Origin of the sequence: Streptomyces albireticuli (assembly GCF_021228125.1) — a bacterium.
GTDB lineage: Bacteria > Actinomycetota > Actinomycetes > Streptomycetales > Streptomycetaceae > Streptomyces > Streptomyces albireticuli.
In genome coordinates this window covers 111,987-124,746 of record NZ_JAJQQS010000013.1, presented here as the reverse complement: position 1 = coordinate 124,746, position 12,760 = coordinate 111,987, and the positions used below count along the sequence as shown (strand labels likewise).

Sequence of the window (12,760 nt, the reverse complement as noted above, 5' to 3'; positions counted from 1 at the left end):
TCGCGCCGAGCGCGCTGGTGCCGACCGTGGAAGGTGACGATGTACGCGATATCCCTGGGCGACGACGGGGCCGAGCTGTGCCCGCTCGAACCGTGGCGGGCCGAGGAGTTCCTGGCCCATGTGGACCGGGGGCGGGAGTTCATCGGACAGTACAACGGACTGCCCGACGTCGTCACCGACCTGGAGTCCAGCCGCGCGTTCCTCCAGGCCTACGCGGAGCGGACCGCGGCCGACGCCGGGCGCCTCTACGGCATCCGGACGGACGGCCGGCTGGTCGGCGCGGTGCTCTTCCGGAGGATGGACGTCGCACAGCGCACCGCCGAGGCGGGCTGCTGGCTCGAGCCGTCCGCGGTGGGCAAGGGGCTCGTGACCCGCGCCGTACGCGCGATCGTCGACTGGGCCGTCGAGGAGCGCGGCATCCACCGCGTGGAGTGGTGGGTCTCGGCGGAGAACGAACCCAGCATCGCCGTAGCCCGGCGGCTCGGGATGACGAAGGACGGCGTGCTGCGGGAGAGCTACCTGTACCGGGGCAAGCGGCACGACGAGGAGATCTGGTCGGTGCTCGCACCGGAATGGCGGGCGGCCAAGGGGCAGTCCTGACTCCGCGCGGGGAGAACGGGTTTCGGCGAGTGCGGTCACCGGCTTCCCGGCGCGTTCCGACGAGGCCCCGACGCACCGGCGCCCGCTGTGATCAGCTGGTGCCGTGGAAGCCATATGGACAAGTGTCGTAGCCGTCGGGGGCACTCTCCTGGGTGCCGTGGTCACCCAGGTCTTCCAACGCCTCGCCTCCAGGCGCGGGGAGTTGTTCGCCCGCTCCGAGGCGCTTCGGCAGGAGCGCATGGCCACGTTCAGCGCGTTCGCCGCGGCGGCGGAGGAATACCGCCACGGCCAGGCGGACCGCTGGTACCGCATGCGGCAGGACCCGGGCGGACAGGACTTCGTCACGGCCCGCGACGAGGCGCACCGCCTCCGGACCGCGACACGGCAGGTCCTCTACCGGATCAAACTGCTCACCGACGACCCGGAAGTGATCCGCGCGGCCGAGCGGGCCTACGCGTGCACGCGGGACGTGTCGACGGCGGGGGACCAGCCGGAGCGGGACGGGCTGGACGCCCGGGCGCGCGACGCCATAGAGGCGTTCGTGGCCCGTGCCGCGCCGCTGGTCCACCGGCCCTCGCCCCGCTGAACCGGGCACGGAGCCTCCCTGAACCGGGCACGGAGCCCCTCCGATAACGATTGGTCCGGAAGGGCCGGCGTCGGCGACAATCCCCGGCATGATCCAGAAGTCCCCGGCCGCGCTCGTCGACGAGCTGCTCGCCGTCATCGACCCGATGCCCCGCCCCCGGCGCCTGCGCCACACCGCACTCCGCGCCCGGGAACTGCGCGACAGCGGGGAGCTCGGCCCGGTGGTGGCCGAGCTGGCGCGGCGCGGGGCGTACGGACGGGGGCTCGCGGCGCTGGCCGCGCGAGCGGGCCATGACTCCGCCTGGCTCCAGGCCCGCCTGACCGACCCCGAATCGGCCGTACGGCACCACGCCGTCACCGCCGTCCGGCGGGGGGACGTACCGGACGCCGCAGTCACGGCGGCGATGGAGGACGCCCCGGCCGCCGTACGGCGCGAACTCACGCGCGCCGTCGTCGCCGGCCGGCGCACCGCGCTCGCGGACACCCTCGTACGGTCCGTCCGCGCCCGCTGGGGCGACGACGAGGCGGCCAGGCTGCTCCCCGCCTGCGGCCCCGGCACCGTCGCGGAACTGCTGCCCGGCCTCTTCCACCGCGTCACCGGATGGACCGGCCTCGCCCGCCACCACTCCGCCGCGATCCTGGACGAGGCCGGACGCCAGCTCGCCGCGATACCCGAGACCTCGCGGCGCGACTGGTGGGCGGCGAACGCGGCGAGCGTGGCGGCCACGGTCGAAACCGAGCCCCAGCGGGTGCTCGACCTGCTGGAACGGTACTGCCACGACGAACTGCCCGACCGCGTCCAGCACCGGATCAGCCGGCTGGCGGCCGCGGCCCCCGGCCGCACCGTCCGGCTGCTGCTCGCCCCCGAACGCGGCACGGCACACCCGCTCCGGCTCGGCACGCCCGTACTGCGCACTCTCGTCCGTCACGACCCGCCCGAACTCACCGACCTCGCCCGCGCGCTGGGCCACGACCAGCGCGCCCTGGCACACCTGCTGCGCAGGATGGCCCCCTCCCGGCGCGCAGCCTGCTACGACGCCGCCATGACCGGCCGCGCCACCGGCCACTCCGTCCTCTCGGACGAGCTCCTCGAAGCACTGCCGCGGGCGCGGCGCGAGGCCGAGGCGCGGCGGATGGCCGCCCAGGCCCGGGAACACGGCGCCACCTGGCAGCGGGTCCTCGGCTGCGTCGCCTTCCTGCCGGTGGCGGAGGCACGGCCCGAACTGCTCGCCGCGACCCGCCGCCCCCTGCCCGAGGACCGGGCGTACGCGTACCAGCTGCTGCTGCGCAACGCCGCGCGCACCCGCGAACCCGCCGCCGTCACCGCGCTCCTCGCGGACGACCTGGACCGGCTGCGCAACGAGCAGGACCCGGTGCGCTCCCCGGCGCTGACCGCGCTCGCCGGCATCCACCCCGCGCTGTTCACCCGCGAGGCCGTACCCCACCTCGAACGCGTCGCGACGGACGCCCTCGAAGCCCGCGACCTGTCCTGGAACGGGGTGTCCGCCCTCGGCGACCTGGCACACTCCCTGCTGCGCGAGCACGCGGGCACCGCCGGGAAGGAGCTGACGGACTGGGCGCTGCGCACCCTCACCCGGCTCCTCCCCCACAGCCGCCCCCGGCTGGAAGGACTGAGGCACGGCCAGGAGCGCGCGATCCTCGACGCGCTGCTCCCCTCCGTCGAGGCGGCCGCGGCCAGGGCCGACCACGCCCCGCTGCTCCACCTGGCCCGCGGCCTCGGCCGCCGCGCCCACGCCTTCCCCGAGATCCAGGACCTTCTCCGGCGGGCGGTCCGGGAGGGCACCGACGGCACGGCGATCCAGGCCGTGTGGCTGTGGCTGGACGACCCGAGGACCAGTGACGAGCGTCTGTGCGAACTCCTCGCGCTGGACGCGTCGTTCGCCACCCATCCACTCGTCGCCCGCGTACTGGCGAACCGCCGCACCGACCTCCTGGACATCGTCCTGGGCGACACCCCGCCGTACGGCCGGCTGCTGCCCGCGAACAGGCACTGGCTGCCGCTCGTGGGACCCTGCGCGGCGAGCTGGACGCCACGTCAGCAGGCCGCCGCGGCCCGCCTGCTGGCCCGCGCCGCACAGGACACCTCGCTCACGACCCACCAGCGCGCCGCCGCGATCCGCGGTGCCGCGTGGATCCCGGGACACGGCACCGAGATCCTGCGCCACCACGCCGACGGCGCGGAGGTGCCCCTGGCCGAGGCGGCGCTCGCCGCGCTGGCGCACACGGACCGCCCGGGCGAGCACCTGACGGCGCTGCTCGCCCACGCCGGCGGCGACCGCGCCAGGGTGGCGATCTACGCCGCGACCCGCGTGAGCCGGTTCGTCGCGCCGTCGCACCTGGCCGTCGCGCTGCGCGGACTCCTGCTCGCCGACGGCGGGGTGAAGGTGACCAGCCGCAAGGAGGCCGCCCGCCTCGCGGCCGCCGTGCTGCCCGTACGGGAGGCGGCCGCCCTGCTCGCCGAGGCGTGCGCGCACCCGGGCCAGCACCGCGACGTCCAGGCCGCCTGCGTGGCCGTCACCACGGACCTGCTGGACCTCCCGGAGGCGTGGGAGATGCTGGAGGCCGCCGTCACGGGGCGGCGCGAGCTGCGGTCGGCGGTGCTCGGCACCTCGCCCTACCAGCTGCGCGAGGAACACCGCACGCGCTACGCCGGGCTGGTCCACGCCATGTGCCGCACCGACGACCCCGAGGTCGCGGAGGCAGGGTACGCGGCGCTCGAGGAGTGGTCGCGCTGGGTGCCGGAGGCCGCCGGCACCCTCGTGGACGTCGTCACCGACCTGGACGACCGCACCGGCTGGCGGACCGCGGCCACCACGCTGTGCCGTGTCGTCACCACGGGCCCGTCCGGCACCCCGGATCCAGCGCCGCTCCTCCGCGCGCTCGGCATTCTGATCGCCGCCGACGCGGGTGGCGGGACCCCCGACGCGGAGCCCGACCGGGACCGCCCCGCCCCACGGAGGGTCCGGCACGTCGTCGCCCGTCTGATCGCGGGCGGCCGGTGGAACCGACGCCTCACGTCGCCCGTCACGCACGCGGTCGTCGAACTGCTCCGCACTTCGCCGGACTTCGTCGCCGACGCGGTGGAACTGACCGCGCAGAACCTCGACCTGGACGCGACGCCGGACGCGCTGGCGGCGGAGCTGACCCGCCTGGCCGGGCTCCACGACGGCAGGCCCGCGCTCGCCGCCCGTACCGCCGAAGGGCTCGACCAGCGGCTGCGGACCTCCCGGAACGGCGACGACCACGCCTTCGGACAGGCCGCCCGTACCCTGTCCCAGGACGGCGGCCACGCCGCCGGGCTGCTCGCCGTCACCCTCACCGCCACCGGCGGCCGCCGCACCGACTGGGCGGACCACTGGCGCGAGAGCCTGCGCGAGCTGCGCCGCCACCCGCACCCGGACGTCCGCGACGCGGCCCTCGCCCTGACCACCGCGGCGGAGTAGCCGTAGCCGGCCGGGCTCACGCCTCTCCGGGTGACGCCGGGCGTGACGTGTTCGGGGCCGCGCCACTCCTTAGGGGAGGAAGAATCCTTCCTCCCCTGCGCTGAACGAGTGAGCCGACGGATCGGCGCCGCTGTGACGGGCATGCCGGAGACCAAGGCACTCGCGAGGTTTGAGAGGTCGAGATGAAACCCTTCCGACTCCCCGCCCTGGTGGTCGCTCTGGTGTTCACCCTCGGCGCGACCGCCGCCTCCGCGTGGATCCACGGCACCTCGGCCCCGGCGACCGCCGGGTACGGCGCCGGGACCGCGCACTCCCATGTCTCCGTCGCCGGCGGGTCCTTCGGCCTTTCCGTGGAGTGCTCCACGGGCCGGGACCCGGCGAGGGGAGGCGCGCCCGGCACCGCCGCGAGCCCCTCCACCGCCGCGAGCCCCCCGTCCATGACCGCCGACCGGAGCGTGTCCACCACGGACGTCAGTACGTCCCGGCAGGACGTCAAGGCCGTAGCCGTCTGCTCCACTCCCTGAACGGGCGGTGACGCCGGGGGACCGACCGGGGGGTGCCGGGGGTGCCGATGCCCGGGCCGGGAGCCGCCCCGGTCCGGGCGTCGGCGGGTCCGGCGGGACGCGGACGTACGGGAGTCCGGCCCGTCACGCCGCGATACGGGCGCGCCCGGCCGCTTCGGCCGGCGACTTCGGACGGCGACTAGTGTCGCGGCCGCCGGCCCGCCGCCTCACGCCGTACGGTCGGGGCCCGGCGGGGCGGGCGGCACCGCCTGCCCGGCCGCTCCACGAAGGCCGAGCGGCGTGCGGAACGGAGCCGGCGGCGCGAGGGCCGGGCGAGCCGGAGGTGTTCCTCCGGCGGTGTCGCGGTACCGGTCCGCTCCGCCGCGCCCCGAAGCGGCAGCGGCCGCCCGGCGCCGACGGCCGCCGAGGCGAGCAGCGTCAGGGCGACGACGACCGCCCACACCGGGACGATCCCCACGAGCAACGGTGCGACCGCGGGGGCGAGTACGCCCAGCCACCGCACCGCACTCCGCGGCCGGGCCCCGCGGGCCGAAATCAACGTGTTCCGGTTGAGCCTCGTCATCCGCCGGCCTCCCGACCCCGCGTGCCGCATCCGCCTCCCCCCAGGAGAACAGGACGGGGGACAGGTACACAGGGCACACGAGGGGAGCTCACGGATCGCGGCACACGCCCGCGCTCCGTCGCTCACCTCCCGGCTCCGGACCGTACCGGTCAGGACGCGCGTCAGTAGCCTCACCGGCCCCGCCGGCCCGGGTGACGGGAGGAAACCATCACCGCTTACCGTGGAGGGCCCGGGAGCGCGGACGACAGCCGGGCGACCGGTCGGCGGATGTCCGATCGTCGCACCATCTGCCGTCGGGCCCGGAACGATCCTTGTGCGCGCCAGTGATCCACGTCACCGGAACACGGGGCGGCGAGCGGACATATCTCTACGTGAATCAATCGATGCAGGCCCGCATCCGGGCCGGCGACCCCGAGGCCTTCCGGCGGCTGTTCCGGGAGCACGCCCAGCTCGTCCACCGGTACGCCCTCCGGAGCACCGGTGACTGGGCGACGGCCGACGACGTCGTGTCCCTGACGTTCCTGGAGGCGTGGCGGCTGCGCGACAGGCTGCGGGTCGACGGTGACAGCGCCCGGCCATGGCTGATGGGCGTGGCCGTGAACGTCCTGCGCAACATCTCCCGCACCGCCCGTCGCCACGAGAAGGCCCTCGCCCGTATGCCCGCCAGGGACACCGTGCCGGACTTCGCCGGCGAGCTGGTCGACCGGATGGCCGACGCCGAGCAGCTCGCCGCGGCCAAGAGGGCCCTGGGGAAGCTGCGCCGCGCCGAGCGCGAGGTCGTCACCCTGTGCGTGTGGTCCGGCCTGAGTTACGCGGAGGCGGGCGAAGCGCTCGGCGTTCCCCTCGGAACCGTGCGGTCACGGCTCTTCAGGGCCCGCGAACGACTGCGCCGGCTCGCCGAGCGCGAGCTGCGCGAGAACGCCGCCGACGCCGCCGTAGGCCCTCCCGTACCCGGGCGCCGACCCGGGACGACCCTGCCGAAGGAGAAGTGGAACCGATGAAGCGCATGTCCCGGCGGACCGTCGAACCGCTCGGCCACGCCGAGTTCGACCTGCTGCTGCCCCGGCCCGTCGACGGCCTCATGCCGAACGCCCGGCAAGAGGCCATCGAGGACTATCTGATGGACGAGATCACCCGGACCGCCCCGGAACGGCCCCGGGTGCGCCGCGCGGCCTGGGTCGCGCTCCCGGTCGCCGCCGCCGTGATCGCGGGAGCCGTGATCGCCGCCCCGGCGGAGCCGGAACGGGACTCCCGCGCCGGAGCCCCGGAGGCCCGCGAACGGCCCGGCCCGGGCCTGACCGGCCTCGTGGACCGCATCTCCCTCGCGGCTGCGCGGCAGCCCGCCCTGGAACCCCGGCAGGACCAGTACCTCTACATCGAGAGCGTCACCTCCGGCTTCACGGTCGACCGGTCGGACGGCACCGAGAGGGGAGTGGTGACACCTCCGCACAAGCGTCAAGTGTGGATCTCCCCGGACGGGAGCAAGAGCTTCGTCCTCGAACCGGAGCACGCCTTCATGGACAAGCGCGGGGAGGACCTGGACACCCCCACCGGCGACGACCGGAACTCCTACAACGCCGTCAAGAAGCTCCCCGCCGACCCGGACGCGCTCCTCGAGCGGCTCTACGGCGGGGGCAAACCCGGAAACCTCCCGGACGACTGGTCGGCGTTCGCGGAGGTCGGCCGGATCCTCGACGAGCAGCTCACCACACCGCGGACGAGCGCCGCGCTCTACCGCGCGGCCGCCAGGATCCCGGGCGTCGAGGTGGTGGAGAAGGCCACCGACGCGCGCGGCCGCACCGGAATCGCCCTCGCCTTCACCGCCCTGTACGACCGCCAGGAATGGATCTTCGACAAGGACAGCTACGCCTACCTCGGCCGGCGCAGCGTGCTGGTCAAGGAACGCTGGGGCCTGAAGCCCGGCACCGTCCACTTCCAGTCCGCGGTCGTCGGGCGGGCCGTGGTCGACGCCAAGAGGCAACTCCCGGACGGCCGCATGCTGTGAGGCGGTGACGGCCCGATCGACGGCGGGCCGGGCTCCCGGGCCGTTCACGCTCCGGGTGGCGCACACGGCGTCACCCGGCGGCCCACGGCCGCGCCCCGGCGTCCGGCGCGCGGCCGGAGCCGCCCGCGCGCGGCACCCTCAGCACTGCGCACTACGGACTCCACCACCGCGATGCGTACGATTCGGACGTGATCGTCTACGCCCCGGCAGTACTGTTCCTCGTCCTCTTCGGCATCGGCGTGCTACGCGACCGCCGGCGCTTCAGCAACGCCGTGTACCTCGGACTCGCCGTCATATCCCTGTTCTTCGTCCTGATGCGGCTGGCCGCGGAGAACGGCCGGCCCTTCCTGGAGTGGCTCGTCGTGGCGCTGCTCCTGATCCCCTTCCTCGGCGCCCTGGTCCTGCCGGTCTTCCTCCTGGCCAACGGCGTCAAGATGATCCGCAAGGAGGGCCGCAGCCCGGCGAACCTCCTCTCCTTCCTCTGCGGTCTGGGCATCATCGGGCTCATCGGCCTGCTCTTCGCCGCGGCCGCCACCCGCTCCGTCTCCCTCGCGGCCGTCGCCGGCACCACCCTGCTCATCTTCGGCTATGTGTCGTTCCTCTTCTTCTGCTTCATCGGCTACGCCTTCCTCTACGGCCGCCTCCGGCCCCGCCGCGACGTCGACTTCGTGGTCGTGCTCGGCTCCGGCCTGATCGGCGGCGAGCGCGTCCCGCCGCTGCTGGCCAGCCGCCTGGAGCGCGGGCGCGAGGTGTACGAGGCGCAGGCCGCGCGCGGCAACCCGCCCGTGCTCCTCACCTCCGGCGGCCAGGGCCCCGACGAGCGGCTGCCCGAGTCCCACGCCATGGCCGACTACCTCACCGAGCGCGGCTTCCCCGCCGAGCACGTACGGCGCGAGGACCGCTCCCGCACCACGGAGGAGAACCTCGAATACAGCAAGGCCCTTATGGCGGCGGACCGCGGCGACTACTCCTGTGTGATCGTCACCAATAACTTCCACGCCTTCCGGGCCGCCCTGATGGCACGGAAGACCGGTGTCAACGGCCAGGTCGTGGGCTCGCCGACGGCCGCCTACTTCTGGCCGAGCGCGACCATCCGCGAATTCGTCGCGGTCTTCCTCCAGCACAAACTCGTCAACTTCACCGTCTGCGGGCTGCTCGCCCTCATGGGCCTGTCCGTCCTGCTGCTCACCTGACCCGGCGCCGATCGCTTGTCCGGCCGGGGTGAGCCGTCAGGACCGGCCGTCCACGAAGATCATCTTTCCATGGCGCGAGGGGACCGACGGTTCCCGGCCATGGGACCACCCGGGTGTGCGGGAGTGAAACGGGCGTGCGGCAGGATGACTTCCCGCGCCCCGGCTCACCCCCGTGGCCAGGTGCGATCACGATCCGTGGGGACAGGCAGGTACAAGGTGACGAATCATTACTTCGGGCCGCCGGCGGCGTACGACGCCGCCGCGGCGCTCTCCGTGACGGCAGGGGGACACCGATGACCCGGGCTCTGACACTGCACGACATCATCGTGGCCGGCATCGCGCTGGCCGCGGGTCTGGCCGTGGCCCTCGTGCTGCGGGTGATCCTGCGCTGGCTCGGTGTGCGGGCCGCGCGAACCCGCTGGGGCGGCGACGACATCATCGTCGACGTGCTGCGCACGCTCGCCCCCTGGTCCGCGGTGGCGGGCGGGGTCGGGGCGGCCGCCGCCGCCCTCCCGCTGACCCGTCAGGTCGGGAACATCGTCAGCGAGGTGCTGACGACCGTGGTCATCCTGATCGCGACGGTCACCGCCGCCCGGGTGGTCGGCGGTCTCGCGCGGTCCCTGGCGCAGTCCAGATCCAGCATCGCCGGATCGGCCACGATATTCGTCAACATCACGCGCGTCGTGGTGCTGGCGATGGGCTTCCTCGTCGTCCTCCAGACCCTCGGCATATCCATCGCCCCCTTGCTCACCGCCCTCGGCGTGGGTGGTCTGGCCATCGCCCTGGCCCTCAAGGACACCTTGGCCAACCTCTTCGCCGGGGTGCACATCCTCGTCTCGAAGACGGTGCAGCCCGGTGACTACATACGCCTCAGCAGCGGCGAGGAGGGCTATGTCCGGGACATCAACTGGCGCAACACGGTGGTGGAGGAGCTCTCCAACAACCTTGTGATCGTCCCGAACGCCAAGCTCGCCGGCACGAACATGACCAACTTCACCCGGCCCGAACAGAAGCTGTCCGTCACGGTGCAGGTGGGCGTCTCCTACGACAGCGACCTGGAGCACGTGGAACGGGTCACCAACGAGGTCGTGGCGGATGTGATGAAGGACGTCTCCGGCGCGGACCCGGACCACGAGCCGGCCGTCCGCTTCCACACGTTCGGGGACTCCCGCATCGGCTTCTCGGTGGTCCTCGGGGTCGGCGAGTACAGCGACAAGTACCGCATCAAGCACGAGTTCATCAAGCGACTGCACCAGCGGTACCGCGCCGAGGGCATCCGCATCCCGTCCCCGGCCCGCACGGTCTCCCTCCAGCAGACCCCCGACCCCACGATCCCGCACCCCCGCCCGTCCCTGGACGTGGCACCGGAGCGCGTCGGCACCACGGGCTGACGCCGGACAGTGCCGACCGCCCGTACCCGACCGGAGCGGGCACAGGATGTCGGGTCCGGCGGGGGCGGCCACTCCTAACGTGAGTGAGCGAAGGGAAGGAGACCGGAGTGCTGGAGCGGCTCAACCAGGCCATGGAACACATCGAGGGCCACCTCGACGAGAAGATCGAGGCGGCCGACCTGGCGCGGATCGCGGTGACGTCGGAGTACCACTTCCGGCGGCTGTTCTCCGCGCTGGCGGGGATCCCGCTGTCGGAGTACATCCGGCGCAGGCGGCTCACGGTCGCCGGCGCCGAGGTGCTGGCCGGCGAGCGGACGCTGCTCGAGGTCGCGGTGCGGTACGGCTACACGTCGGGGGAGGCGTTCGCGCGTGCGTTCCGTGTCATGCACGGCGTCGGTCCCGGCGAGGCCAGGCGGTCCGGTGCGAGTCTGCGCTGCCAGTCCCGGTTGTCCTTCCGCCTCACCGTCGAAGGGAGCAGCAGTATGCGATACCGGATCGTGGAGAAGGAGGAGTTCCGTGTGGTCGGCAGGAAGACACGTGTCGCCCTCGTGCACGAGGGGGTGAACCCGGCCCTCGCCGAGTTCATCCGGGGCATCGGCCAGGAGACGCTGGAGCGCGTCCGGAGCCTGTCCGACCAGGAGCCGGAGGGGATCGTCGGGGTGAGTGACGACCTCGACCCGAGCCGGGCCGAGGGCACCGAACTCGACTACTACCACGGGGTGGTGACCCGGGCCGCCGTGCCCGAGGACATGGACGCGCTCACCGTCCCGGCCGGCACCTGGGCCGTCTTCGAGAACTCCGGTCCGTTCCCGCAGGCGCTCCAGCACCTGTGGCGGGACGTTTTCACCCAGTGGTTCCCGTCCAACCCCTACCGGAGCCGGCCCGGGCCCGAGATCCTGCGGACCCGGCTGTCGCAGGACGCGGCGCGGGCGGACGCGGAACTGTGGATACCCGTGGAGCGGTCCGCCCTCTGAGCGGCGGCGCGCGGCGGCCCCGGGCCGCCGCGCGGCGGCCGGCGCTGCTCCGCCTTCGGCTCGCGTTCGGCCGCGCCGATGTCGACGACACGCCGCACCCTCACCTGGACGAGTGATTCCGGTACGAGGGGTAACAGGAGCACACTCCTGAGTGGATGGTGCGCACCTCCGTCTCACCCGAGCGTCCCGGCCGCTGTCGCGTGCCCGGGGCGCGCCCGGACGAAGGAGGGCCCGCCCATGTTCCCAGCCACAGCCCGCCGGCTGATCGCCGGCGCGGTCACCGTCACGGGGCTTCTCTCGCTCACGTTGACCGCGAACGGCGCGGATCCGGCCGTGGCCGACGGCCGGGCGGCGGCCACGGTCCTGAGCTGTATCGGCCAGATCGACATGAATGTCGTCGATACCCCCGGGGGGACGGCGACCGGTCGCGGCAAGCTGGTGTGCGCGGAACCCGGTAGGCCGGATCTGGCCGCCGCCATCGTCATCTCGGGATCCGTCACCGGCGGCGGCGCGAGGGTGACCGAGACGCGAACGTCCGACACCATCAGCTTCGAGACGGGAAAGGAGTCGCACCTCACGATGGACAGGAGGTTCGAGAGGTCCTCCGACGAAATCAAGGGTGACGCCGGTTCCGCGGGTAACGGCCGGGTCGACAGCGGGGAGTTCGCCGGTGCCGCCGCGCGCGACAAGGGCGTCGGTTCGTTCGTCATCGGAGCGACCGGCACGACCTACAGCATGGACCGGCTCACGCTCACACTCGACCGGTGAACATCGGAGCGACGGGCCCGCGAGGACGGACCGGCCGACCGGCTTCCGGTGTTCCCCCGGGAGCCGGCGGTCCTGCCGGTTCCCTCGGCGACGGGGCCGGGCTCAGCCGCCGAGCTTCGTCGGCGCGGGGAGCCCGCCACCGCCCAGCTTGGCCGGGTCGGGCAGCTGGGCGGCGTCACCCGTCCGCGAGAAGGTGTCCTTCCTGCCGTCGGCCCAGGAGACGACGAGCGTCTTGCCGTCCGCCTGGTCGACCTTGCCGGACGCGCGGTCGGTGTTGCCGTCGGCGCAGGTGAGGGTGAAGGTCACCGGCTTCTTGTCGACGCCCACGGTGCCGGTGCAGGCGCGCTTGCCGCTGTCGGCGTAAAGGGCGGCCTTGCCCTGATAGACGGACAGGCCGACAGGGCCGTCGCCGGACCGCGCGGCGTAGACGCCGTCGAGCGCGCTCCCGCCCTTGCCTCCGGAGGCCCCGTCACCCGCCGGCGGCGAGGGGGCGGCGGACGGAGCGCCGGCCTCCTTCTTGCCTCCGTCCTTGTCGCCACCGCTGCCGCAACCGGTCATCAGCACAGCGGCGACCAGCGCCGCCCCCGTGAACTGTGCTGCTCTGCGCACGATTTCCTCCGTGACGTCCAGTGGGACAAGAGGTCACAAGCTAACACCGGCCCTTCCGTCACGGGGTGTCATGAGCGCACGGTTA

Annotated in this window: 12 protein-coding genes; 10 read left to right on the top strand and 2 right to left on the bottom strand. The window is 73.5% G+C overall.

Features of this window, described 5'->3' with window-relative positions; translation table 11 throughout:
- Positions 1-39 precede the first annotated feature (39 nt).
- From LUZ64_RS23275 to LUZ64_RS23260, 4 genes are all read left to right on the top strand, one after another.
- Positions 40-600, top strand: a complete 561-nt coding sequence (locus LUZ64_RS23275; protein WP_095579801.1) for a GNAT family N-acetyltransferase — start codon at positions 40-42, stop codon at positions 598-600.
- Between the two features lie 157 nt (positions 601-757).
- Positions 758-1,186, top strand: coding sequence for a plasmid transfer protein KilB (gene kilB, locus LUZ64_RS23270; protein WP_504953804.1), 429 nt, complete (start codon positions 758-760; stop codon positions 1,184-1,186).
- A gap of 88 nt (positions 1,187-1,274) precedes the next feature.
- A complete protein-coding gene (locus LUZ64_RS23265; protein ID WP_095579797.1) occupies positions 1,275-4,649 on the top strand; it encodes a hypothetical protein in 3,375 nt (1,124 codons plus the stop codon).
- 182 nt (positions 4,650-4,831) lie between these two features.
- The gene (locus LUZ64_RS23260) at positions 4,832-5,173 is read left to right on the top strand and encodes a hypothetical protein (protein WP_095579795.1); all 342 of its coding nucleotides are present in this window, start codon (positions 4,832-4,834) and stop codon (positions 5,171-5,173) included.
- Positions 5,174-5,351: 178 nt separating this feature from the next.
- Here LUZ64_RS23260 and LUZ64_RS23255 read toward each other — a convergent pair whose 3' ends face one another.
- The gene (locus LUZ64_RS23255) at positions 5,352-5,735 is read right to left on the bottom strand and encodes a hypothetical protein (protein WP_211304961.1); all 384 of its coding nucleotides are present in this window, start codon (positions 5,733-5,735) and stop codon (positions 5,352-5,354) included.
- A gap of 383 nt (positions 5,736-6,118) precedes the next feature.
- On the opposite strand from LUZ64_RS23255, the gene LUZ64_RS23250 reads away from it, so the two are divergent.
- The 6 genes from LUZ64_RS23250 to LUZ64_RS23225 all read left to right on the top strand — a co-directional run bounded on the left by LUZ64_RS23250 (position 6,119) and on the right by LUZ64_RS23225 (position 12,066).
- Positions 6,119-6,736 (top strand): RNA polymerase sigma factor, encoded by a 618-nt coding sequence (locus LUZ64_RS23250; protein WP_095579791.1) that lies wholly within the window; start codon positions 6,119-6,121, stop codon positions 6,734-6,736.
- Complete coding sequence (locus LUZ64_RS23245) at positions 6,733-7,740, top strand: CU044_5270 family protein (RefSeq protein WP_095579789.1); 1,008 nt, start codon at positions 6,733-6,735, stop codon at positions 7,738-7,740. Before LUZ64_RS23250 ends, LUZ64_RS23245 begins: the two co-directional genes overlap by 4 nt.
- Before the next feature lie 188 nt (positions 7,741-7,928).
- Positions 7,929-8,933, top strand: a complete 1,005-nt coding sequence (locus tag LUZ64_RS23240) for a YdcF family protein (protein ID WP_095579787.1) — start codon at positions 7,929-7,931, stop codon at positions 8,931-8,933.
- Positions 8,934-9,226: 293 nt separating this feature from the next.
- Entirely contained in the window at positions 9,227-10,324 is a 1,098-nt protein-coding gene (locus LUZ64_RS23235) for a mechanosensitive ion channel family protein (RefSeq protein ID WP_095579785.1), read from the top strand.
- 107 nt (positions 10,325-10,431) lie between these two features.
- Positions 10,432-11,298, top strand: a complete 867-nt coding sequence (locus LUZ64_RS23230; protein ID WP_095579783.1) for an AraC family transcriptional regulator — start codon at positions 10,432-10,434, stop codon at positions 11,296-11,298.
- Between the two features lie 237 nt (positions 11,299-11,535).
- The gene (locus LUZ64_RS23225; RefSeq protein ID WP_095579781.1) at positions 11,536-12,066 is read left to right on the top strand and encodes a hypothetical protein; all 531 of its coding nucleotides are present in this window, start codon (positions 11,536-11,538) and stop codon (positions 12,064-12,066) included.
- Positions 12,067-12,168: 102 nt separating this feature from the next.
- Here LUZ64_RS23225 and LUZ64_RS23220 read toward each other — a convergent pair whose 3' ends face one another.
- Positions 12,169-12,675 carry a hypothetical protein gene (locus tag LUZ64_RS23220; protein WP_095579779.1) on the bottom strand — a complete coding sequence of 169 codons (507 nt, stop codon included), beginning with the start codon at positions 12,673-12,675 and terminating at the stop codon, positions 12,169-12,171.
- Positions 12,676-12,760: the final 85 nt, after the last annotated feature.